Genomic DNA, 25,232 nt, shown 5'->3' on the forward strand with positions numbered 1-25,232 from the left:
CAGGGTATTATGCTTTTGTTACAAGTAGAAGTGCTATACATTTGGAGACTTGCTGGTTTTTGGATGAAGGAAGACGAAAATGAAAAATCTTCGTTTATCATTGAGAGAATTGCTAATATACATAAACAATTCTATTAAAAACTGTTAAATAAACGACATTGAAAGAAATAAATGGGTCATTATAATAGATTTAGCCATAGCATATCACAACAACAAAAATGGTCAATTGATTTCAAATAGCTGCAAATTTAACCTTTTTTAGCTTACCTTTGCGCCCTATTTGGTTTATTTGTTACTAGCAAAATGGGTCATTTTAAACCTAAATAATTCGTAGCCTCAAAACAAACTCCAATTAACAAAAAAATCATGCAAGTTTTAGAAAAAACAATGGTCTTATCTGATAGAATCATCAACATGGCAGAGTCTGCCACCCTCAAAATGGCTGCTCTTGCACGTCAATTGACACAACAGGGAAAAGACGTAATCAATCTGAGTATTGGAGAGCCTGACTTTGGCACACCAGAACACATCAAAGAAGCTGCAATTCAGGCTATTAAGGAAGGTTATTCCCATTATACGCCTGTGCCTGGTTATTTAGACCTTAGAGAAGCAATTGTCCATAAATTGAAGCGTGACAATAATTTAGATTTTACTCCAAATCAAATTATTGTTTCAACAGGGGCAAAACAATCGTTGGCAAACGTGATATTAAGTATTGTAAACCCTGGTGAAGAAGTGATTATGCCCATTCCTTATTGGGTCAGTTATGCTGCACAAGTAGAATTGGCAGAAGGTGTTTTGGTAGAAGTACCTACGTACATTGAGAACCAATTCAAAATCACACCTGATGATTTAGAAAAAGCGATAACTTCCAAAACCAAACTTTTTGTATTTTCTTCTCCCTGCAACCCAACAGGTTCTATTTACACCAAAGACGAACTACAAGCATTGGCAGAAGTTTTTGCAAGACACGAACAGGTTTATATCATTTCCGATGAAATCTACGAACACATCACCTTTGAAGGCAGTCACGAAAGCATTGCTCAATTTGATTTTATCAAAGATAGAGTAATCGTTGTCAATGGTTTGTCTAAAGGATTCGCCATGACAGGCTGGAGATTAGGCTACATTGCAGCACCGCTCGAAATTGCACAAGCTTGCGACAAAATGCAAGGACAGTTTACTTCTGGCACTTGCGGCATCACACAACGTGCTGCTATTGCAGCCTTGACAGGTACATTGGAGCCAACTTATGCAATGCGAGACCAATTCAAAATACGCAGAAAGTTGGTGTTGGATGCATTGCAGGAAATTCTAGGTGTTAAAACTTATACACCAAGCGGTGCTTTTTATGTTTTTCCTGATGTAAGTTACTATTTGGGTAAATCAGAGGGTAAAACCAACATCGAAACCGTAGATGATTTGTGCATGTATTTACTCGATGATTGTCAGGTATCTGTTGTAACAGGTGCTGCATTTGGCAATGACCAATGCATTAGAATTTCCTATGCGGCTTCAAACGAGCAATTGATTGAAGCCATGCAACGTATCAAAGGAAGTTTGGCTAAATTGGCTTAAATTATTAGATTTAGGATGGAATGAACCATTAGTAGATTTGACAATAATTGATTCCTTCCATCCTAAATCTTCCATATTATCAAACCATAAATACCCAAAATAGTGACAGACAGCAGTGCTATTATCAATATTTTCAAATCTTTTGAACGGCTAAAAGTTCTTATTGTGGGTGACGTGATGGTGGATAGTTATATTTTTGGTCACACCAACCGCATTTCTCCCGAAGCTCCTATTCCCATAGTAGATGTATATAAAAAAGAAAATCGTTTGGGAGGTGCTGCAAATGTTGCGCTGAATGTAAAAGAATTAGGAGCAACTCCCCTGCTTTGTTCTGTAGTTGGTGATGACTATGATGGTCATGCCTTCAAAAAATACCTGCAATACCACCACATTGACTCCAACTACATTATCCTCGATCAAGAGCGCAAAACTACAGTCAAAACACGGGTAGTCAGTCGAAACAATCAACTCGTCCGATTTGATTCTGAACAGCGTGACCCACTCGATACAAAAACGGAATTGCTACTGATTGACAACATCATAGACATCCTCTACCGAACCAAGCCCGATGTGGTGATTTTGCAGGACTACAATAAGGGTGTTCTTACTCCAAAAGTGATTGCGAGTGTGATTTACAACAGCAATCAAATGGAGATTCCCGTTGCAGTAGATCCCAAAAAAGACAATTTTTTCCTTTACAAAGGCTGTACTCTCTTCAAACCCAATCTTCGAGAAGCTTCTGACGGTTTGGCTGCGGTATTGAATCCTGGTCGTCCTGAAAGTTTGGTTTCTGCTGATGAACAACTTCGTGCTATTCTGAACAACACTTATACGATCATTACCCTATCCGAAAAGGGCATTTTTGTAGGCATGGATGGTGACCACGAAATCATTCCTGCCTACCTCCGCAACATCACCGATGTGTCGGGAGCAGGTGATACTGTCATCAGTATGTTGGCTTTGGGATTGGCTTTGGGATTGGATATATTTGCGACCACCGAATTGGCGAATATTGCAGCGGGAATGGTGTGTGAAAAAGTGGGTGTTGTAGCGGTCAATCGAGATGAACTTTTGAAGGAAGCAGCCGCTTATTTAAGTGAGGAATAACAAAATAATTCCACGATTTAGACTTTTGAAGTTTTGTTTTAAAGATTTTCGATTGTAATAAAAATCAAACTTCTTCAAAGAGTAAACTTCAAAAGTCTCCACTTTATTTGGAAAATCCAATCACTCCATAGCCACAACCTTTTCTTACTTCAATTGTTTTTTGTTCCTATTTCACAACAATACAAAAACCATTGAATATGAAAATTCTATTGACGGGCGCAAATGGATATATCGGAAAACGACTTCTTCTCGCTTTGAGCGAACAAGGTCACGAAATTCATTGCACCGTTAGAGACAAACGCAGATTTCGCCTCAATGAACGCTTCAAAAACAAACACCTCATCCATATTTGGGAATGTGACTTACTCGATGCTTCTACTTTTACCGACCTCCCTACTGAAATTGATGTAGCTTTTTACTTGGTTCACTCCATGAACAGCAATGCAAAGAAGTTCAACGATTTGGAGCAAAAAATGGCAGAGAATTTTAAGGATTACATGGACACTACTTCTACCCAACAAATCATCTATCTAAGTGGAATTGTAAACGACACTGAACTCTCCAAACACCTACAATCGAGATACAACACCGAAACCATCCTTCAAAAAAGCAAAGTTCCTGTCACCATTCTACGAGCTGCCATCATTATCGGTTCAGGTAGTGCTTCTTTTGAGATTATCCGAGATTTGGTCGAAAAACTTCCCGTGATGATTGCTCCAAAGTGGTTGAATACCAAATGTCAACCCATTAGTATTCGTGATACCCTGAATTATTTGACAGGAGTCATGTTGCAGTCAGAAGCCTACAATCGAAGTTTTGATATTGGTGGGCCAGATATATTGACCTACAAACAAATGTTGCTGCAATTTGCCGAAGTCAGAGAATTGAAGCGGTTCATTCTCACCGTTCCTGTTTTCAGTCCTCGCCTATCCTCCTATTGGCTATATTTTGTCACTTCTACTTCTTACACATTGGCAGTAACCTTGGTAGATAGTATGAAAAATGAAGTCATCGTGCAAAACAACGACATTGACCAAATCGTAAAAACCGAAAAAGTAGGCTACAAAGATGCAGTCAAATTGGCTTTTGATATCATCCAACAAAGCTCAGTTATTTCGAGCTGGAAAGATGCGGTAGTCAGCGGGAAAATTGACGAACACTACACCGATTTCATTCAAGTTCCCGAACAGGCTTGTTTTCATGATAACCGAAGTTTTACTTTCCCAAAAGAACACACACAAAGAGTATTGAACAACCTTTGGCGAATTGGCGGTCATACGGGTTGGTACGCCTACAACCCTTTGTGGATGCTTAGAGGCTATTTGGATAAACTGGTGGGAGGCGTTGGGCTTCGTCGGGGACGACGAGACGCAACAGAATTGACTGAAGGAGATGCTTTGGATTTTTGGCGGGTACTTGTGGCAGACAAACCTAAAAAGCGACTGCTGTTATTTGCAGAAATGAAAGTACCGGGAGAAGCTTGGCTCGAATTTACCATTGAAGAAAATGGCGATAAACAACAAAATATTTTACATCAAAAAGCTACTTTCCGTCCCAAAGGACTTTTAGGACGTTTGTATTGGTACAGCGTTTACCCACTTCATTTTTTGGTATTCCCTGGAATGGCAAAGGGAATTATTGGTTATCAAGCAGATGACCATGCGGTGGAACACGTATCGAAAAGTTAAAACCTCTAATCGGTGAAATGAGACTTCGGAAGTTTCTCCCAACAAAATATGAACCATTACTGCAATAGTTTACTGATTTCTACGAGGTAAACTTCCGAAGTCTTTGATTGCTCTACTGCAAGCATTCAGAAATCCAATTTTTTATGTACTAAAAAAAACAGCCTTCCTTTTCTTATAGTCGTTTACTAATCTGTGCAATCTGCGTAATTTATAGAATCTGTGATTTACTATGATAATTCCGTAAAATATTTGTAGTAATACGGAATCGTTTCGATGCCTTTGAAGTAGTTGAACAAGCCGTAGGACTCATTTGGAGAATGGATGGCATCTTCGTTCAAGCCAAAACCCATCAGTATCGTTTTGATACCCATTTCATATTCAAACAATGCCACAATCGGGATGCTACCGCCCATACGTGTAGGAATCGGCACTTTGCCAAAAGTTGTTTCCATAGCCTTTGAAGCAGCTTGATAGGCAACCGAATCAGTAGGCGTAACCGCTGGCGGTGCGCCGTGTCCTAAAGTCACTTCCACCTTTACCGAGTCAGGCGCAATGCTTTCGATGTGTTGCTTGAAAAGTTCCATGATGCGCTCAGGTTTTTGATTTGGCACAAGGCGCATGGTGACTTTGGCGTAGGCTTTGGAGGGCAAAACAGTTTTTGTACCTTCTCCCAAATAACCGCCCCACATGCCATTCAAATCCAAAGTCGGACGAATCGAAGTGCGTTCTATGGTACTATATCCTTCTTCACCCTGCACTGAATCTATCTGCAAATAGTTTTCATAAGCCTTCAAACTAAAAGGAAGTTTCGCCATTTCGGCACGTTCTTCGTCACTAAGCACTGCTACATTATCGTAAAATCCTGGGATGGTGATGTGGTTGTTTTCATCGTGAAGTGAACCCATCATTTTGCTCAATACATTGAGTGGATTGCCGACTGCTCCGCCATAAGTACCTGAGTGTAAATCTCGATTTGGCCCCGTCACTTCAATTTCCGCAGCGGCAACACCTCTTGTGCCGACCGAAATAGAGGGGCAATCGTTGGCAACCATTGACGTATCTGAAATTAAAACCACATCGGCTTTCAATTTTTCAATGTTTTCACGTATAAAGGGGAGTAGATTAGGTGAGCCAATTTCTTCTTCTCCTTCAATGAGAAATTTCACATTGCAGGGCAGGGAGTTGGTTTGCATCATGGTTTCAAAGGCTTTTAGGTGTGAAAACATTTGTCCTTTGTCGTCACAAGCTCCACGGGCATAGATTTTTTCATCTCGAATGGTTGGCTCAAAAGGTGGAGTAATCCACAAATCCAATGGGTCGGGCGGCTGCACATCGTAGTGTCCATAGACCAAAATGGTTGGTAAAGATGGGTCTATGATTTTTTCGCCATACACGATTGGATTACCTTGGTTTTCAAATATTTCTACTTCCTCTGCTCCTGCTTCCTTCAATTTTTCAGCAATGAACTCCCCTGCTTGGTGGACGGCTGTTTTGTAATTGCTGTCGGTACTGACCGATGGAATACGCAATAAATCAAATAGTTCGTCTAAAAATCGCTGTTTATTGGCTTTAATGTATTGAGATTGTTGCATTTGTTTTTGTTGTTGCTTTGAAAAATCTTGTTTATTTTGCTGTATTCTTTTTTGCCGATTCAAAATTTATTTCATCTGGAAATTGACAGGCTGCAAAACGCAAATATAGGGTTTTGTACGGTTTCAAATGCTCCCAAAATTGGAAATTATCGAGATTGTCTGCTACAATGAAATCCTACAAATAGAAATTTCTTGTTAAAATGCCTATATTGAAGTAACGAAACACAAGTCATATAAAAATGATTCGACGCATTTGGAATATATTTGCCTATGCCGCAACGCTTTTTGCAGCCATCGAAATACCGCTTTGGTTGGTACATGGTTTTCACAGTTTTGAAGCCATCCAAATCATTTCTTCCATTTTACCTTTCGTCTTTGCGATAGAAGTAGCATTGCAGTTGCAGAATCCGATAGACAAAAAAGCGTATCAAAAGGCAGATAAAAGAACCCGTTTGAGGCGGTATATCCGAAAATGGTTATTGATTGATGTATTGTCCATCATTCCATTCGATTGGTTGTCAGACTTTTTTGCAGGAAGTTCGTGGGAAACCGTTTTCAAAATATTGGCATTGACCAGAGTTTTGCGGGTATTTCACTTTATACCCCTGATGCAGCAGTGGAGCTACCATCCCGACATTCCGCCCTATTTGTCCCGCATTGTGTTTTCCTTGTTTTGGCTCACCATTGCAGCCCATTGGATTGCCTGTGGCTGGATGGGAATGGGCATGACAAATCCCGATTTGCCACTTCTCGACAATTATGTTCGTGCTGCCTATTGGTGCATCACTACTCTGACGACCATTGGTTATGGCGACATTACCCCTCAAACGAATGGGCAGATGCTTTTCACTATTTTGGTGCAACTCATTGGGGCAGGTATGTATGGTTACATCATTGGTAATTTGGCGAGTCTGTTGACGAATGTGGATGTGGCAAGAGCGCAATACGAAGAAAAGGTGGAGCAAATCAATGCTTTTATGCGTTACCGAAATTTTCCGAGTGACCTCAAAACTAGAGTAAACGATTACTATGATTATTTGTGGTTACAGCGACGAGGAACAGATGAAGCAGAAATTTTGGAGGAATTGCCGCCCAGTCTTCGAGGACAAATTGCGCTACATTTGAATAAAGAATTGATTGAGAAAGTTCCCTTTTTCAAAGATGCCAGCCCTGACTTGATTCGATATGTATCCATACACCTAAAACCCGCTTTTTTTCTGCCAGGCGACTATGTGGTGTGCGAAGGAGATATTGGAGAGGAAATGTATTTTATCGGCAAAGGAACGGTCGAAGTCGTGTCGAAAGACGGGCAACAAGTGTATGCTACTCTGCAAAGCGGTCATTACTTTGGTGAAATTGCGCTGCTGCACAGTACGCCCCGAACAGCAAGTGTGCGGACGGTTGATTACTGCGATTTGTACTATTTGGACAAAGGAACTTTTGAAGACACCTTGAAGCGGTTTCCCAATTTTGCAGAACACATAGCCGAGATTGCAAAGAGAAGGAAGGAACGGCATTAAGAATTGAAAATAAAAGGATTACATCAGCAATTTTTTTCCTCGTTCTATCATTTGGATTTCCACTTTTTCGGCCTGCAATTCCTTGCTCAATAAGTCCACTCCTGCTTCAATGTCCAACTCACCACAAGTGAAAATATCCACTGCCGCATATGCAAATTCGGGCCAAGTGTGGATTGTGAGGTGACTTTCCATAATAATCACCACGCCCGAAACACCGAGAGGCGAAAAGTGGTGAAAAGTGCTTTCGACAATCGTTGCGCCCATCACTAAAGCAGCCGCTTCAAGGATGCGCTGAATGTCAGCAGGTTCGCTCAACAATTCGGTAGGGCAGCCGTAAAGTTCCAAAATGATATGTTTTCCAAGAGCCTTCAATGTTCTTTTTTCTGCCATTTTCTCCAATCTTCTAAAAAATAGTGCATCAATACCGCATCGTCCATTCTATTCACTGCTAGGTTGTGCGGATTCGCAATGTCTTTTTCAAAATAAAACATTTTTTGCACTTGCAAGCTATCCAAATATTTAGATGATATTTTCGCTTCAAAAACATCGGGCTGCAATTCGATGTCGCTCGCTATCACAAAACCCCAATCTCCAAACGAAGGCACATAAGCATGATAAGGATAAACATACTTGAAGCCACTGGCTTTCAGGGTTTCGTAAATGCACCAAAAGGCTTTGTGGGTGTGAAAAGGCCCTGTGGCTTGGGTCGCAAAAATGCCGTTTTCGCTCAACTTACTTTGTATCAATTTGTAGAAAATGGTGCTGTACAGTCTTGATAGGGATTCATTGGAGGGATCGGGCAAGTCCGACAATATGACATCAAATTTTTCGTCTGTGAACTGCAAAAACTGCATGGCATCTTCTGTAATCGGTTCTACTTTGGCGTTGGAAATCGAACCTTGATTCAAAGTCCGAATGTAGTTATTTTCTTTTGCCAACTTAAAAACCTCGCCATCCAAATCCACAATTTTGACCGATTCCACTTCTTCAAACTTCAATACTTCTCGTGCCAACAAACCTTCTCCCCCTCCCAAAATCAAGACCTTTTTCTTGTTGGGCGCAACATTCAAAGGCAACAAACCCAATGCCTCATGGTAGCGGTATTCATCCAAAGACGAAAACTGAATGATGTGGTTGATGTACAATTGCAGATCTTCTTTATTTTTGGTCAAAACAAGGTGTTGATAAGCAGTTTGTTTGGAATAAATGAGTTGGCTGGTGTAAAAATCATCTTCCCAGTGCTTCAACAATTTACCTGCAAAAATACCCATCACAACAAACAAGACCACAACTGCAAAAGCCGCCAATTGAAGTCCCATTTTGCGTTTGACCGACAATTCTTGGGTGAAAAAACGGTAAATGAACAAACCCAACAACACATTCACCAAACCAAAAAGCAGTGACGTGCGAAAAATACCTACAAAGGGCAATAGCAAAAACGGAAACAAGAGGGTAGCCAACAATGCTCCAATATAATCCAAACTCAACACATAGGCTAAGTTGGACTTCAAAGGGTAATAGGTCTTCAAGATACGCACCAATAGTGGCACCTCAAAACCCGTCAAAACGCCAATAACCGCCGTCAAACTCAACATAATGAACTGGTACTCAAAAGTCGAAACCTGTCCAAATACAAAATACAACACAGGCACACTGACCCCACCTGCCAAACCCAACAGCACTTCAATTTTCACAAACCAATCCAATAGTTTGTCGTCCAAAAACTGCGATAAATAAGCTCCCAAACCCATTGCAGCCATATAGACTCCTATGGTCAGTGAAAACTGCGTAACACTATCACCCAAAAAATAGGAAGAAGTGGTGCTAATCAACAGTTCATAAATCAATGAACACAAACCTGCAATGAAAACCGTTAAGAAAAATACGAGCCGTTCTTTTGAACTTGCTTCTTTTAGCATAGAAAAACATTTTTTATTGAAGTACCCTAAAAATCACTGCACAATGATACCCATTTTTTCTAAATTTGCTCAATACACTTCTCTAAAATCCAAAATATACCCAATTCATGCAATTTAATCCATAAAAATCTCAACAAAATACTATATTTGTAAGGCTTAAAAGCTATTTTACACACTTAAATTTTGGTATATGAAACAATCAATGAAAAGACCTACTTATCGGCTTTCCTTTCTTACAGCAATTGTTTTCTTTCTACTTTCCGCTTGCGGAGGAGGCACAGAAACGGTGACGGAAGAAGTCGTATTGCCAACGGAGGGTTTGATAACGGTATTGCAGGAAGTCGAAAAAGACTTGTTCAAAATTGAAGACGAACAAACGATTCCCGATACTTCTCAAAGTCTTGTTATTGCGAAATACATGGACGCAACAGTCGATACTTTTACCCTTGCAGAAGTGCGCTTGATGTCGCAACGACAAGTCGGAGGCAGACAAGGCGGCATTGCCACAGCCGCTTCTTATGGCTTGATGGGCTACTTCATGGGTCGCTCAATGGCGTACAGACCCAGACCTACTGCCTACACCGACCCAAAGGCACATCAACGTGTGACCCAACAAGCAGGAAACAAAATACAGCAAACTGCGGCACGCACTACCCGAACCCGTCCATCTGGCGGCAAATCTGGATTTGGTGGTGGTCGCTCAACTCGTTCATCTGGTGGATAATAGATTAATTGCAGTTCCCCCACTACCCCGTCACGAACTTCGCAAAGAAGGATTGGAGTGGTTTGTGGCAGACGAAAACGAAGGGTATTTGTGCGATGATTTTGTGCAGATTACCCGTGCCGAACTCGACAATTTTCGTGCAGCTTCCGCTGAGCTTTTTGGTTTGGCAATGGAAGCCGCACAGCGAATTGTGGACCGAAAAGCATGGGAAGATGCGGGGATTCCCGAAAATGCGGTTTCCTTGATTGCTTATTCGCTTCAACACGAAAAAGACAACTACCTCGTAGGACGCTTTGATTTTGCAGGAGGCATAGACCGCACTCCTCTCAAAATGCTGGAAATCAATGCCGATACTTGTTCGCTGATGCCCGAAACGGCTTTCATTCAAGAGTTGTATTGGGAATTGGAAAGTAAGCAATTGAAGTACCGCCCCTTCAATTTGCTCCTTCACGGATTGACCCAAAAACTCAAGAAATTGTTGCAGCAAAATCCCGACAAGGCCGCCAATTTGCTTGTGACTACTTTTGGCTACGAAGAGGATGTTTTGAACATGCGGGTAATTGAAGAGGCGGCTCGTGCGGCGGGTTTTACACAGGTGAAACACAGCACATTGGAGGAGGTGATTTTTTCAGCAGAGGAGGGCATTTTTATGCAAGCCAAAACGGGTGAATATACTCGCTACGACTTTTGGTACAAGTTTACGCCGTGGGACATCATTGCGTATGACGAGCCTGAATTGTGGGATATTTTGGAGCAAATCATCCGCAACCGTTTGTGTGTGGTGATGAATCCTGCCTTTTCGATGTTGCTGCAATCGAAGGCCATCATGAAGTTTATGTACGACATTGCTCCAAGACATGCACATCTTTTGAAGACGACCTTCAAAGCAGACGATTTCTACCACTACAAATATGTCCGCAAACCGATTTTTGGCAGAATGGGTGAAAATATCTCATTCTTCAATGGTGCCAAAAAAGCGGTCTATAAAACGAAAGGTGATTTTGGCGACCAAGAAACAGTTTTCCAAGAACTTGCTGACTTCAATGAGGACATTGAAGAATATCGCTATCAACCCAGCATTTATTGGACAGGTGAGGCTTGTGCTTTGTGTTTTCGGCGACAGGATGATTTGATTATTGATGATGATGCGGAGTTTGTGGGGCATATTATTTCGACTGAGTAGGCGGTTTTTAAATAAACATATTGTGTTTTGTTGCTATTGTTAGGTAATATCTCAATCGGTTTCGCAGCCATTCATCCATCTTTTTTCAGCTTGCTAACAGTTAGAGTCGTCACACCCGTCTGTAAGAGTCTTTCACTCTCTGGACATTTTGCTTTCACTTCACAAAATGAAACGATTAAGTACCTAATCAAAATTATTGGTACATTTCAAAAATCACAAAATGTTTATTATTAATCCCTTGTGAAGATTTTAATATCCTTTTAAATCTGGTTAGGTACTTATTTAGGCTTAAAGAATGGACGAAAAATAATATTGAAAAATAATACATTAAGAAGGAGTTAAATCGATTTTGTGATAAAGCACCGACCTTTCTTATTGCTTATGACCACCCAAATGCTGTGCGAACTTCCAATTCGGTTGATAGACCAATGAAGCGATTGAATAAAGTTTTTAGAAATATGCAGTACTTTCATGGGCATTTCCATCAAGCTAATCGTTTTGTAAGGGCATGGGCTTTAATTTACAATTTTGCACCCTACAACAAAAAAACTCGAAAAATAAGACAGCTTATCAGTCTTGCTCACAAAGTCAACCAATTTTATTGCCATGAGAACTGGTTGCAAAATTTGCTCGTCTCTGGTTCTTTAAACGGTGGAAATAATAGGATTAGGTCTATTCCACAGAATTAGTTAGAATCAGAAAAAGAAACCTGAGCATAATCGAGTAGACGGGTGACGGGTGAATAACCGCCACTGCGCCTCTCACACCACCGTACGTACGGGTCTCGTATACGGTGCGGCCTAATCCGATGGTAGTAGTCCAATAGACTTTCATATCCACTGCTTTCCAGACGTTTGAGAGTGATAGTCGTTCCAAGTATCGGACTTTGGGCAATACGCCATCCCTCCATTATAGAATCAACACCTGTGTTTTAAATCGTTGGCAAAACTAATCTAAAACTTTTGAGCCATTTTAATTAATTTTGCGCTTCAAAATGATAAAGAACACAAAATGAGTCAAAAAGTTAGAACACGGTATGCGCCGAGTCCTACGGGATTTCAACACATTGGAGGCATACGCACAGCCCTTTATTGCTATCTTTTTACCCGCAAAATGGGCGGTAGTTTTATTTTGCGGATTGAAGACACCGACCAAACGAGGTATGTTCCTGGTGCAGAGGAATACATTGTGGAATCTTTGAAATGGTGTGGCATTGAATGTGATGAAGCTACACACGTTGGCGGAGAATATGGCCCTTACAGACAATCTGAGCGAAAGGAAATGTATGGTGTATATGCACAGCAAATGCTCGAAAGTGGTCATGCTTATTATGCCTTTGATACTCCTGAAGAATTGACCGCCAAACGTTTGGAATATGAAGCACAAAAGCAAGTATTCAAGTATGATCCTACTACTCGAATGGGTATGCGAAATTCTATTGCTTTGGGAAAGGCAGAAACAGAAGCTCTATTGGCAGTCAATACACCTTGCGTCATTCGCTTGAAAATTCCTGCTGACGAAGAGGTAGTTGTCCATGATTTGGTGCGTGGTGTGGTAAGGGTAAACAGCAATGAGGTTGACGACAAAATCCTATTGAAAGGAGATGGAATGCCAACTTATCACTTGGCTAATGTAGTAGATGACCATTTGATGGAAATCACACACGTTATTCGTGGTGAGGAATGGCTGCCCTCTACCCCCCTCCATGTATTGTTGTACCGTGCTTTGGGGTGGGAAGATACCATGCCACAATTCGCTCACCTTCCGTTGATTTTGAAGCCAACAGGCAAAGGAAAACTAAGCAAACGAGATGGTGACAAAATGGGTTTTCCTGTTTTTCCTTTGGCTTGGCAACATCCTACCGAGGATGAATCTTCAACGGGCTATCGTGAAATTGGGTTTTTCCCCGAAGCTTTTGTCAATTTATTGGCGTTTTTGGGATGGAATCCTGGAACAACCCAAGAGATTTTTTCGATGGACGAGCTTATTGAAGCTTTTAGCATTGACCGCATTGGCAAATCAGGTGCTCGTTTTGACTGGGACAAAGCACAGTGGTTCAACCAACAATACATCAAAGCTGCGTCTGGCGAACAATTGGCAGAAGCAGCATTGCAGTTTGCTCCCAATGCTTATAAAAATGTGGACAAAACATTTTTAGCGGCGGCTTGTGAAATGATGAAGGAGAGAATGACTTTTACCACCGATATATGGGAAACTGGTTATTTCTTCTTTGAATCACCCAAGGAATACGATGCAAAAGTGGTTCGCACCAAATGGAAAGCTGAGAGGATTCCCTTGTTTCACCAACTCAAAGACCAATTTGCTGCTTTAAATGATTTTTCTACTGCAAATATAGAAGCAACAGTCAAAGCGTTTATGGCAGAACATGGACTGGGTTTTGGAGATGTTTTGCAGGTATTTCGGGTGATGTTGGCTGGCACAAAATCTGGTCCTCCAATTTTTGAGATGGCAGAACTACTTGGCAAGACAGAAGTCGTGAGGAGGATGGAAGAAAGTGCGAAGATATTTGGTGAGATGACGGCGGCTTAGTAAAACTATTAGGCTCTTGATTTCCAATCTTTAGGATTTCGTTTGGTATGAAATACTGCTAAAACAAATACTTCTAAATCAGAGGGGGAAAAGATTATTGTATAAGGAAATTTAGTAAAAACAGCTTGTCTATAGCCATTTTCAACTTCTCCAAATTGAAAAGGATTTTCAACAATTTTACTTCTAAGTTTACGATATTCTGTAAAAAATTGAGCAGCTAATCTTTTACCTCCTTTTTGATTGTACCATGCAATTGCTTCATCTAAGTCGACAAACGCTTTCCTGTGTAACTTATATTTGAAGTCCATATTTCGCTATTAGTTTTTCCTCACCTTCGTTGCCTTCAATAAAAGCAGATAGATTTTTTGTAATATCTTCCATCCTGATGGCAATTTCTAACTTTTGAGATTCACTTAATGCAAAATTTGAATCCTCTCCTTTTTCTATTTCCTTCAATGCCTCTATAATAAATTGAGCAAAATCCAATAATTCAGATTTCCTCAGTTTTGAAGCCTCTAATTTTAATATTTCTAAAGTCATGACACTTGATCAATTGATGATTCTAATAATAACCCAATCTGCAAGGAATATGTTCTATTCGAGAGGCAAGACTTCAATAAAGAAACCCCTTTTTGCAGAAGCAAAAAGGGGTACTTACGTAGGAAATATACAAGCTATTTGTCAGAGAATTATATTATTGGCACTTATCATCTTTCGTTTTTCATCTTTTGTGCTCTCATTTTGTTTTTTACATTCCAAAGATAAAGATTACCCGACCACCGAGGCAGTCGGGTGAATCACTATGACTTATTTTTTAACACAATAAACTATTCTATTTTTAGCATTTTTTGAACCGTTTTACAACCTTCTTTGGTTTCCAAAATGGAATAATAAACTCCTTTATTCCAATCACCTGTTTTCAAACGGTATTCATGCTTGCCTTTTTCTTGTTTTTCATTGTTTATCAACCTATTCACTTCCTGTCCTTTTGTATCGTAAATGGTGAAGACAACTGTTGCATCGTATTGCAATTCAAATGAGAGTTGAAGCTCATCTCTGAAAGGATTTGGATGTGTTGAGTCTATTTGACACCCTTCTTTCTCTATCAAAGGAAGAGTTGTTTTATTACTTTTCATTTTTGTAGCCTTGTTACATTCTCGCACTGCGTTTGCACAAGCTTCGCAGTTAAAAGGCATTGCAGTTTTATCATCATTAATGTATTCGCAACAATCACTTTTATTACACAATACCTCACAATCGCACTGTTTTGTAGTCGGTGGAGTAATCACTACTATTTCATTGGTCACAAAGTCACAGCAATCGACATTACCACACAATTGAGTGCAATCACAATTTTCAAAACCATTCTTTGCTTCACACTCTTTAAATTTTTGATAACAATTGTGACACATACCTTCAATGTCTTCCAAATTATCAACAACTACCTGAATAATCGCAAAACTCACACTAATAGAACCACTTTCACAGTATGTTGTAACTTCAATCTCATAAGTCCCTCCTTGAATATTGGAGATCGTGATTGAATTATTATTCGAGGTTACCGTTTCAGAATCTGAGGTTTCTATATTTTCATATTCCACTTCATACGAAGTTCCATTCTGTACTGCATCCCAACTTACATTTATCGAGTTAAAAGCAGTTGTTTCAATATATACATTATTGGGTGAACTACATGGTTGAGCAAACGTTATGCTTGTAGTAACTATCAACAAAGAAATAAGAACCCAAGCCTTAGTTATAAAATTCATTAAATTTGGTTTAACTTTATCTAAAGTTATACACGCTTCACAAATATAAGCTATCCAATTTTTCATATCAATTACCATTTTTTTGTGTTGTCGAAATCTATTTAACCATTTTAAAAAAGTCATTTTTCACAAACAATTGAAAATCAAATATCAGCAGACAAAAATCATACTACATTTGCTAAATTTGTCCAGTTGAATCTCATTATTTCAAACACCCAAGGATGTCTAATTTCAAACTATTTGACATATTAACCATTTTTTCGGATAGTCAGCTTTTCCAATTTGGCAAATTTATTCGCTCGCCTTATTTCAATCAAAATCAAACACTTATTGATTTATTTGAATATCTGAGTGGTTTCCACCCAAATTATGATAGTAAACTGCTGACTCCTGAAAAACTATGGTCTTACCTATTTCCTAACCGTCTTTTTGATGATTCAGAAATTCGTCGAATCCGCTCTAGTCTTCTGAAAAAGATAGAAAAGTTTATAGCTATTTCTAAGTTAGAAGAACAAAAAGTACTTATGCAGCGAGAAGTGTTAGATTTTTATGCTGACCATTTATTAAAAAAACACGCTAAATCTACCTTAGAAACTGCTCAAAAAATGATAGATGTACTTCCTCATAGAAATCATGATTATTATTACAATCAGTATATCGTTAATTATGCAGCTACATCTTATCTTAGTTTAGAGGATTACCGATCCAAAAAATTTCACGATCTTTTAGGTGATTACATTAGAATTACTTCCTACAATCTTGATATTTCTTTTATACTCAGAAAATTAGAATTAGCTTGTCATATTGCAACACATCGTCATATTTTTGGAGTCACCAAGATGAATAATACCATTTTTGATGATGTAATTGCTTTTCTTGACTACCAAAAAAGCTTTTTAGATATTCCAAGTGTGGCAATTTATTACTATGCCCTACTCATGTTCATTAATATCAATGAAGAAATTTCTTATCAAAAATTCAGACAAGTCTTCGACAAAAATATCGAAAAAATCAGTCGTTCTGAGGCAATAATGTTGTATAACCTTGCTAAAAACTACTGTATTGTCAAGAGCAATGCAGGCGCACCCAAGTATTACGAGGAATTATTGAGTTTATACAATATGGGGATTGATTCTGGATTACTTTATGAAAAGAATTACCTCAAAAGCGCAGATTTCAAAAACATAGTTACACTTGGCGCTCGCTTGGGAAAATTTGAGTGGGTCGAACAATTTATCCAATCCAATCAAGAAAAACTAGAGGAAGGTGGTGATGGCGATGTTTTTAAATACTGTACCGCCTATCTCTATTTTTGTAAGAATGAATATGATAAGGCAAAAATCATTTTACGAGAATCCTCTTTCAAGGACATTTTCTTCAAAGTAGATGTACGCAAATTGCTGCTAAAAATAGCCTATAATGAAGGAGAAGTTGCAGTGAGAGACGATTTAATCAATGCACTGAGGCGTTTCATCAGTTCCAAAAAAGGACTCATTTCAGAAAATCACTTAGAAGCCAATCGAAATTTCTTGAACATCCTAAGCGATTTATGCAAAATTGAAGAAAAAGTAAAATTTAAAGCTAAATCTCCTATGAGCATTCTCAAGAGCATTTTGAAGAAAATAAATGATGCCAAAATGCTGTCAGAAAAAACTTGGCTTCTCGATCAAGTGGAATATCAAAAGAAAAAATACAACGTTACCCTTTGATCCGTCTATTGTCGTTGTTTATAAGCTCAGCGAATATTTTGGTTATTTGATAACAAAAAAGACCCCAAACCTTCTAAGAAAGTTTGGGGTCTTTTTTTGTATTTCATTCAGTTGCAAGTACCTTCAATAGAAGCTATTGTTGGCACTTTGACTTAAGATTATTCTTTGACCAATCTTTGAGTTGCAACTTCTGTTCCATTGTTCAATGAAATCATGTAGATACCTGCTGGGTAAGCTGAAACGTCAATAGTTTGATTGTTAATACCAGTTGTAGGATTAACAGTTGCTTTCAACATCACGCGACCAGTTAAGTCATAAACACTTAATTCAACGCTGTTGCTGTTAGTTGCACTGAAAGTAACTTCAATGTAATCAACCGCAGGAACAGGACGAACATTGGTGATAGTGAACGAACCTTCACCACGAGTCAAACTAATTACTTGTGTAGCATCATTTTGACCGTCAAAGTCAAATTGAGTGATACGGTAGTAGTTTGTACCAGCAGAAGCAGAACGATCCAAGTAGCTATAGCTTGTAGGAGTCACTGACTCACCTTTAGCATTTACAGTAGCAATCACTTCAAAGTTTTTGCCATCCAAAGAACGCTCAACAGCGAAGTATTCGTTGTTAGTTTCAGAAGCAGTCACCCATTGAAGGAAGTTACCAGTTGTTTGAACTTCACCCTCGAAGCTCAACCATTCTACTGCATCTTCTTTCTGACAAATTACAGGAGCAGAAGTAAGACTACCAGAAGCACATCCACCAATTTCAGTAACATTGATAGTATAAACATCACCATCTGCTACGCCACTGAAAGAACCACCACCTGCACCAACTGTACCTTCAAAAGTACCACCAGTCACTGCAAAACTTGCTCCAGGAGTACCACCAGAAATAGTGAAAGTAACTGTAACTGTTTCTGTGTTTTGGTCACAATCTTCTTGTGCAGTAATAGTAAGGTCAGCACCATCAGCAAAAGTAACAGCTAAAGTAGAAGAACTAACAGTACACTCATCTCCAAAGAAATCAATAGAACCATTAAAGTTTCCATCTACACCAACATAAGCAGTTACATAGTAAGTACCTACTCCGCCAGCATCAGCTCTTGAAAATACACCTGTTGTATTAGAAGTCAAAACACTTCCAAGTGGGTTAGCTTGGTCAGAATGTAAAATATAAACAATAACAGAACCGTCTGTAACTACAGAACCAGATGCCGTTACACTTACATTAGCTGTACCACAAGCAGTTGAACTACCAGCAGAAGTTTCAACCACAGAACCGCCTTCATTACCACACTTGCTACAAACAAGGATACCGACAGCAATAGCAGAACCACAGTCATCATTACCAGCAACATCAATATTGTATTCTTCATTTTCGCCAACAACGAAGCTAAAGCTATTTCCTTCAACCATTTCAGAATATGTACCTGTAACAGTGTAAGGAGCAGAGCCACCGATAATGGTTACGTTTACTGTACCACCTTCGTCGTTAGCAGCACAAACTTCAGTAATGTCAAGGAAAATAGGACAATCAACTACTACAAGCTCACAAGGAGCATCTCCAGATACTACCGCAGTTTCATTTGTATCAGTATCTGTCACAGTGAAAGAGTAAGCAGTACCACATGCAATTGCATCACTTGTGAAAGTACCATTTGCATCAATCGTACCACCAGTAGCAGAGTAGTTTCCAGAACCACCACTAACACTGAAAGAAACTGTGTAAGTTTCATCACCAGCAGAAGTTGTAGCAGCAGAAGTCGCTAACGGATCACATTCTTCTCTTGTGATTGCAATAGGGTCAGTCAATTCATAACAAGCATCTTCTCCTAAGCCAGTAAGAATATCTATTACATTTTCACCTTGTACGAAAATGTCTGTAAATCCTTCACCTTCCCAAGTAATACCCCAAACATTGCATACACCAACACCAGCACCATCGAAGTTTTGTGTAAGAGAAGTAGTTCCCACTACACCTGGACTAAGAATAGTACCATCTGCATCTGTAATCAAGTAACCATAGTTACCCATTCCTGCATAAGAGGAAGTAAAGTTTGCGATATCATCTTCTCCATCTCCAACACAAAAAGTAGTAGGATCGTCTGTGCTAATTGTACCAGCATCACCTTCTGCAATGCCACATTCAACAACTGAACATGCAGGATCATCTGCATCTAAAAAGATAACATGAACAGGCTGAGAAAATGGAGCACATTCATATACAGTAGGAATCTCACCGTTAAAATCTTCAAATAATGTGATAGTTACCCAAAAATCATCTGCTACGCCATCGCCAACAAATGTAAGTGGGTCAGGATCAGTTACAAGGAAACCAAGGAATGTACTGTCAGGACCTGCCAATGGATTTCCATCAATAGGCTCAATAGTTGTGAAAAGGTAAGCAGGTACAGGATTGTCTCCAATGAAACCACCATAGTTGATCGTAGCATCATTTGGTGCAATGAAGAATACATCACCTTCACAAAGTGTTACTTCAAGAGGCGTATCTTCCAGCAAATCAACATTTGCTTCTGCACAGAAATCACCACAATCACCTTCTCCATCTGCAATAAAGCAAATTTGGATAGATTCAGTACCGACTGCTTGACAGTCAAATGCCAAGAAAGCAGAACCCGTTCCAGCGATATTAGCGGTAGAAGTAGGAGTTATCCACAAACAAGGAAGACCGAAATTAAATGGGTCTGTACCGTCTGTTTGTCCATTGAAAGCAAAGTCAATAGGCACAAAACCTAAGAAACTTGGGTCAAAACGAGGATGCCCGCCCATAGGATCTTCAGCAGTCATTTGCCAAGAAGTGCCATACTCCAACCCAAGTCCAAGTGTTACACCGCCAAAGTTCAAAGTACCTTCGTTGATAGCTATTTCTGCTGATTCGTTAGAACAGAGATTAATCGCTGTTTCTTGACCTTCTGCCAATTCGATATTAGCATCACATACCCAGTCAGTCACAACAATACAGAATTGTCCAGCAGAACCTAAGTAACCATCAATCATGATGTGGTAAGTAACTCCCATTTCAGTTGGGATAATTGCACCAGCAGGGTAAACACCATTCAAGTCGTATTCAGGAACATGAATATTGTCTTCATCAAATGTTACCAACTCAAGCGCGCCACATTCACCTGTGTAAACAGCAATTTGGCTATCACCATCAGTAATGTAATCACCACCGGGGATATTGAAACCAGAACATGCTGCACTTGTGTAAATAAAGTAAGTATTTCCGTCACCCGTTAAGGTGTACCACGTAGTGTTCTCCAGTGCAGCACCATCAGGAAATCCTGGATTTACAGGATCAGATGCCTCAGAAGTAGCATCTGTGTTGTCATACGGTCCATATGTCAAAGGAAAACCAGGTACAGCAGCAATTGTAATTGCGCCAGAACACTCATTGTTTGCAGGTTGAGCAAAAACACTATTGCTCCAACAAACTGTAAGAATAAGAAGAATAAGGGTCAATAAATTTTTCTTCATAATGTGCTATTTTATTTAAAAGTTTAATTGGAATTTAAAATATTTTTTTCGGAATTAAAGCATTTGGGTAAAGTTAGTTATTTACCACCAAGATTTAAAAAAAGACGAGCCAAAAATATTAAAATTTGATCAATAAACTAAACCAAATGACTTTTTTTACTTTTCCACAACATATAAAATAAGTTAATTGCCTCAATTGAAGCACCTTATCTTTACAAAATTGTTTCCTGAGTTTCATATACTTCTATTGGCGGACAACTGCACACCAAGTTTCTATCGCCATAAGAGTTGCTAATTCTTGCTGTTTTCACCCAAAACTTGTGTTGATGCAAATAAGGCAAGGGGTAAGCAGCTTTTTGACGACTGTAAGGATGTGACCAATCGTTCGCAGTCAATTCTTGCAAAGTATGTGGTGCGTTTTTCAACACATTGTCATTTTCATCTGCTGTTCCCAAAACCACTTCTTCCATTTCTTGCCGAATAGCAATCATGGCTTCACAAAACCTATCCAACTCTTCTTTTGCCTCACTTTCAGTCGGTTCTATCATCATTGTACCCACCACAGGAAATGAAATAGTCGGTGCATGAAAGCCATAATCCATCAATCGCTTGGCTATATCATCCACTTCAATACCATGAGTTCGTTTGAAAGGTCGCATATCCAATATCAGTTCATGCGCTACCCTTCCTTGTTCTCCAACATATAATACATCGTAATATTTTGCTAAACGCTGTTTGATATAATTGGCATTTAAAATTGCATACTTTGTAGCCTGAACGACACCTTCCATACCCAGTAATTTGATATAGGCATAGGAAATCAACAAAATACTGGCACTGCTCCAAGGTGCAGAAGCAATCGCAGAAATTCCCTTTGCAGCACTTTTAGGTTTGAAAGGATGAGCAGGTAAAAATTCTTTCAGATGCCCCGCAACACAGATAGGCCCCATTCCAGGACCACCTCCACCATGCGGGATGCTAAAGGTCTTGTGCAAATTGAGGTGACAAACATCCGCTCCAATCATTGCAGGATTGGTCAATCCTACCTGAGCATTCATATTCGCTCCATCCATATATACTTGACCACCATGCTCGTGAATCGTTTTACAAATTTCTTGAATGGCAGTCTCAAACACTCCATGTGTTGAAGGATATGTTACCAACAATGCCGATAAATTTTCGTTGTATTTTTCAGCTTTAGCCTTCAAATCTGCCACATCAATATTTCCATTGACATCACACTTCACGATAACTACCTCCATACCTGCCATGACCGCACTTGCAGGATTGGTTCCATGAGCCGAAGAAGGAATCAATGCAATGTTTCGATGTGCTTCTCCCCTATCTTGGTGATACGCCCGAATCACCATCAAACCCGCATATTCGCCTTGTGCGCCAGAGTTGGGTTGAAGTGAACAAGCAGCAAAACCTGTAATGATGGATAAATCACGCTCCAGTTCTTCAAAAATTTGCTGATAACCAGCAGCTTGATCTATTGGTACGAAAGGGTGTAACTGCGAAAACTCAGGAAAACTGACAGGCATCAGTTGTACCGCAGCGTTCAGTTTCATCGTACACGAACCCAAAGGAATCATGGAATGGGTCAGGGACAAATCTTTGTTTTCGAGGCTTTTGATGTAACGCATCAATTTGCTCTCTGATTGGTGCATTTTGAAGATAGGGTGGGTCAAAAATGCACTTTGTCTTTGTAGTGTATCGGGAATTTTTGAAGATGTTGTATCGTATTTTTGACCATTTTCAGAAAAAGCAATATCGTTGGCTTCTGCAAAAACACGCACAATGCGCTGCACATCTTCCATGCTGCACGTTTCATCTAACGAAATGCCTATCAAATCACCAGATTCGTCTAAATAGTGAAAATTGATTTCCTCCAACTCTGTCACCCTCCTCACCCGTAAACCAGAAGTAGAAGGATGGTTTCGGAGGTCTATCAATAAGGTATCAAAATAGTATTCGTTTAGTTGTTTGTAGCCGAGTTGCTGCAATTTGGCATCCAACAAACAAGTGAGTTGGTGTATTTTCCCTGCAATACTTTTCAGTCCATACTCACCATGATATACCGCATACATTCCAGCCATAATCGCCAACAATGCTTGAGCAGTACAAATATTAGAGGTTGCTTTATCTCGTTTGATGTGTTGTTCACGGGTCTGCAACGCCATTCGGTAAGCAGGATTGCCATTGTTGTCGACCGAAACACCAATAATCCGCCCAGGAAGTTGTCGAGCATGTTCTTCTTTTGTAGCAAAATAGGCTGCATGAGGACCACCATAACCCATCGGCACACCAAATCGCTGTGTATTGCCGACTACCACATCTGCGCCCCATTCTCCAGGAGGCGACAGCAAACACAAACTCAACAAATCAGCCGCTACGAGAACCATTGCATCCACCGCTTTTGCTTTGCCAACAATTGCAGCATAATCACAAACTGCTCCATTTTGTGTAGGATATTGCAGCAAACAAGCAAATACTTTGTCGTGAAATTCGTAGGTTTTGAAGTCGGCCACTACTACTTCAACCCTCAAAGGTTCTGCTCTTGTTTTTACTACTTCAATGGTAGTTTGCAGACAGCCTTCATCTACAAATACAACATTTGCAGCATCGCTCGCTTTCGCACGTTTGTTTTTGATGCGGTAAGCCATCAACATCGCCTCAGCAGCAGCCGTTCCTTCATCTAGCAGAGAAGCATTGGCAAGTTCCATGCCCGTCAAATCCGACACCATTGTTTGGAAATTCAACAAGGCTTCCAAGCGTCCTTGTGCAATTTCGGCTTGGTAAGGGGTGTATTGTGTGTACCAACCTGGATTTTCAAATATATTGCGCTGAATAGCAGGGGGAGTAACGGTTCCGTAGTAGCCCAACCCGATATAGGTTTTCCACTGTTTGTTCTTAGAGGCAATTGCACGAATTTGCTGCAAAAACTGATATTCGCTCAACGGTTCACCCAAATTCAAGGGTTCTTTTAGTCGGATACCATCGGGAATAGTTTCGCTTATCAACTGGTCAAGAGATTCTGTTTGAATGGCTTGAAGCATTTCTTTCACATCTTCATCATTGGGGCCAAGGTGTCGAAGGGCAAAACGATCAAATTGAGTCATAGGGGTATTCATTTTGGATGCTGCAAAGGTAAAGTTTTTCCTTTTATTTACCTTCTAAACTTCCAAAACGAATTTAGGTTCAAGTGAGTTTTGGTAAAACGAAATAGTTCACTTATTTTGATTGTGTTCTTTGAGAACCTGAACTACAAATTTTTCGGTGGAGTTGGTGAATTCTGCAATTTTTGCAGTTGACCAATTCGGAAACTCCTCTTTCAACTTTACAATGGTATTTCGTTTTTCAAGAAGTATTCCCTCTTTCTTTCCTTCCTTTTTCCCCTCTATTTTTCCCTCTATTTTTCCCTCTTCTTTGATTGCTTCAAAAGTTGTCATAGCTAAATCACTTATTTTGATTGTGTTCTTTTAGCACCCGAGCTACAAATTTTTCGGTGGAGTTGGTAAATTCTGCAATTTTTGCAGTTGACCAATTTGGAAACTCCTCTTTCAACTTTACAATGGTATTCCGTTTTTCAAGAAGTATTCCCTCTTTTTTTCCTTCCTTTTTTCCCTCTTCTTTGATTGCTTCAAAAGTTGTCATAGCCAAATCACTTATTTTTTTAGGTAAATTTTTATACAATTCACTAACAGTCTTGGGCTTTAGCTTCGTTGCATTACCTATATAAACAAACAATGCTTTGAGAAAGTTCTTCCCTCGTTCACTTTCGATGTAGTCTTCTGAATAAACAAATATTTTAGCAGAATTCGCTTGAAGATATTCCACATTCCAAATATACTTAAAAATAAGCAAGGTGTTAATTAGGAAACCAGCCTTCAATTGAAGCAGTGCTTCATCAGAATAATCACGCAAATCGCTTAGATGGTAATCAAAATTGGGTATATATTTTGTTAGCTCATTATTAGGCAATTTGAAGTACTCATTGAAAGGTTTGTAATGCCATTTTCGCTGTCCGTGATACAGGATAATAGGGATAGTAACCGTCAATGATTTTTTATCCTTCAAGTCATTTTCCCAAGCATTGACCAAGTATCGAAGCAACTGTAAGTGTGGATATTGTGGCACATAACTTTTATGTTCAAATAACAGACTGATACGAATCGCTTCGTTGCCTTTTGACTCGCAGTAGTAAACAATATCTGAAAAATGCTCACTCAGGACATCATCTACATAAGAACCATCAGAATGTTCTAAGGTCTTCAAATCCAGATTGCTGGAAATTTCTTTTGGAAGAAACTGCTGAATATAATCCTCCGCTACTTCCTTGATAGAAAAAGTGGATTTAAAGAATTTGTCATGTGGTTTTTCTACGGACATA

Annotated in this window: 18 protein-coding genes; 8 read left to right on the forward strand and 10 right to left on the reverse strand. The window is 39.5% G+C overall.

Annotated elements, in window-relative coordinates:
• Positions 1 to 366 precede the first annotated feature (366 nt).
• The 3 genes from R3E32_10645 (at position 367) to R3E32_10655 (ending at position 4,373) form a co-directional block, all read left to right on the forward strand.
• Entirely contained in the window at positions 367 to 1,578 is a 1,212-nt protein-coding gene (locus tag R3E32_10645) for a pyridoxal phosphate-dependent aminotransferase (GenBank protein MEZ4885174.1), read from the forward strand.
• Between the two features lie 102 nt (positions 1,579 to 1,680).
• Complete coding sequence (locus R3E32_10650; GenBank protein MEZ4885175.1) at positions 1,681 to 2,685, forward strand: PfkB family carbohydrate kinase; 1,005 nt, start codon at positions 1,681 to 1,683, stop codon at positions 2,683 to 2,685.
• Positions 2,686 to 2,882: 197 nt separating this feature from the next.
• Complete coding sequence (locus R3E32_10655) at positions 2,883 to 4,373, forward strand: SDR family oxidoreductase (GenBank protein ID MEZ4885176.1); 1,491 nt, start codon at positions 2,883 to 2,885, stop codon at positions 4,371 to 4,373.
• Between the two features lie 227 nt (positions 4,374 to 4,600).
• Here the strand turns inward: R3E32_10655 and R3E32_10660 are convergent, their stop codons facing one another.
• Positions 4,601 to 5,965 (reverse strand): dipeptidase, encoded by a 1,365-nt coding sequence (locus R3E32_10660; protein MEZ4885177.1) that lies wholly within the window; start codon positions 5,963 to 5,965, stop codon positions 4,601 to 4,603.
• 239 nt (positions 5,966 to 6,204) lie between these two features.
• Between R3E32_10660 and R3E32_10665 the strand changes: the two genes are divergently transcribed.
• Positions 6,205 to 7,485, forward strand: coding sequence for a cyclic nucleotide-binding domain-containing protein (locus tag R3E32_10665; GenBank protein ID MEZ4885178.1), 1,281 nt, complete (start codon positions 6,205 to 6,207; stop codon positions 7,483 to 7,485).
• 18 nt (positions 7,486 to 7,503) lie between these two features.
• Here R3E32_10665 and speD read toward each other — a convergent pair whose 3' ends face one another.
• Together speD and R3E32_10675 are read right to left on the reverse strand one after the other, a co-directional pair.
• A complete protein-coding gene (gene speD, locus R3E32_10670; protein ID MEZ4885179.1) occupies positions 7,504 to 7,875 on the reverse strand; it encodes an adenosylmethionine decarboxylase in 372 nt (123 codons plus the stop codon).
• Positions 7,854 to 9,404: a polyamine aminopropyltransferase gene (locus R3E32_10675; protein ID MEZ4885180.1), complete on the reverse strand. Its 1,551-nt coding sequence runs from the start codon at positions 9,402 to 9,404 to the stop codon at positions 7,854 to 7,856. The genes speD and R3E32_10675 overlap by 22 nt, the downstream gene beginning before the upstream one ends.
• 190 nt (positions 9,405 to 9,594) lie before the next feature.
• On the opposite strand from R3E32_10675, the gene R3E32_10680 reads away from it, so the two are divergent.
• From R3E32_10680 to gltX, 3 genes are all read left to right on the forward strand, one after another.
• Positions 9,595 to 10,128: a hypothetical protein gene (locus R3E32_10680; GenBank protein ID MEZ4885181.1), complete on the forward strand. Its 534-nt coding sequence runs from the start codon at positions 9,595 to 9,597 to the stop codon at positions 10,126 to 10,128.
• Complete coding sequence (locus tag R3E32_10685) at positions 10,121 to 11,311, forward strand: glutathionylspermidine synthase family protein (GenBank protein MEZ4885182.1); 1,191 nt, start codon at positions 10,121 to 10,123, stop codon at positions 11,309 to 11,311. Before R3E32_10680 ends, R3E32_10685 begins: the two co-directional genes overlap by 8 nt.
• A 1,011-nt stretch (positions 11,312 to 12,322) precedes the next feature.
• Complete coding sequence (gltX, locus tag R3E32_10690) at positions 12,323 to 13,861, forward strand: glutamate--tRNA ligase (GenBank protein MEZ4885183.1); 1,539 nt, start codon at positions 12,323 to 12,325, stop codon at positions 13,859 to 13,861.
• 8 nt (positions 13,862 to 13,869) lie between these two features.
• On the opposite strand, the gene R3E32_10695 is transcribed toward gltX, so the two are convergent.
• The 3 genes from R3E32_10695 to R3E32_10705 form a co-directional block, all read right to left on the reverse strand.
• On the reverse strand, positions 13,870 to 14,169 hold the full coding sequence (locus R3E32_10695) for a type II toxin-antitoxin system RelE/ParE family toxin (protein ID MEZ4885184.1): 300 nt from the start codon (positions 14,167 to 14,169) through the stop codon (positions 13,870 to 13,872).
• Entirely contained in the window at positions 14,153 to 14,401 is a 249-nt protein-coding gene (locus R3E32_10700) for a hypothetical protein (protein MEZ4885185.1), read from the reverse strand. The genes R3E32_10695 and R3E32_10700 overlap by 17 nt, the downstream gene beginning before the upstream one ends.
• 287 nt (positions 14,402 to 14,688) lie before the next feature.
• A complete protein-coding gene (locus R3E32_10705; GenBank protein MEZ4885186.1) occupies positions 14,689 to 15,753 on the reverse strand; it encodes a T9SS type A sorting domain-containing protein in 1,065 nt (354 codons plus the stop codon).
• A 98-nt stretch (positions 15,754 to 15,851) separates the two neighbouring features.
• Here R3E32_10705 and R3E32_10710 point away from each other — a divergent pair, with 98 nt between their 5' ends.
• Positions 15,852 to 17,339: a hypothetical protein gene (locus R3E32_10710; protein ID MEZ4885187.1), complete on the forward strand. Its 1,488-nt coding sequence runs from the start codon at positions 15,852 to 15,854 to the stop codon at positions 17,337 to 17,339.
• A 158-nt stretch (positions 17,340 to 17,497) separates the two neighbouring features.
• Here R3E32_10710 and R3E32_10715 read toward each other — a convergent pair whose 3' ends face one another.
• The 4 genes from R3E32_10715 to R3E32_10730 form a co-directional block, all read right to left on the reverse strand.
• Complete coding sequence (locus R3E32_10715; GenBank protein MEZ4885188.1) at positions 17,498 to 20,839, reverse strand: T9SS type A sorting domain-containing protein; 3,342 nt, start codon at positions 20,837 to 20,839, stop codon at positions 17,498 to 17,500.
• Positions 20,840 to 21,051: 212 nt separating this feature from the next.
• Positions 21,052 to 23,961, reverse strand: coding sequence for an aminomethyl-transferring glycine dehydrogenase (gene gcvP / locus R3E32_10720; GenBank protein ID MEZ4885189.1), 2,910 nt, complete (start codon positions 23,959 to 23,961; stop codon positions 21,052 to 21,054).
• 108 nt (positions 23,962 to 24,069) lie between these two features.
• Entirely contained in the window at positions 24,070 to 24,291 is a 222-nt protein-coding gene (locus R3E32_10725; protein ID MEZ4885190.1) for a hypothetical protein, read from the reverse strand.
• A gap of 7 nt (positions 24,292 to 24,298) precedes the next feature.
• Positions 24,299 to 25,231, reverse strand: coding sequence for an Rpn family recombination-promoting nuclease/putative transposase (locus R3E32_10730; protein MEZ4885191.1), 933 nt, complete (start codon positions 25,229 to 25,231; stop codon positions 24,299 to 24,301).
• Position 25,232 lies beyond the last annotated feature (1 nt).

The sequence above is a fragment of the Chitinophagales bacterium genome, assembly GCA_041392475.1.
In the GTDB taxonomy this organism is placed as follows: domain Bacteria; phylum Bacteroidota; class Bacteroidia; order Chitinophagales; family UBA2359; genus JAUHXA01.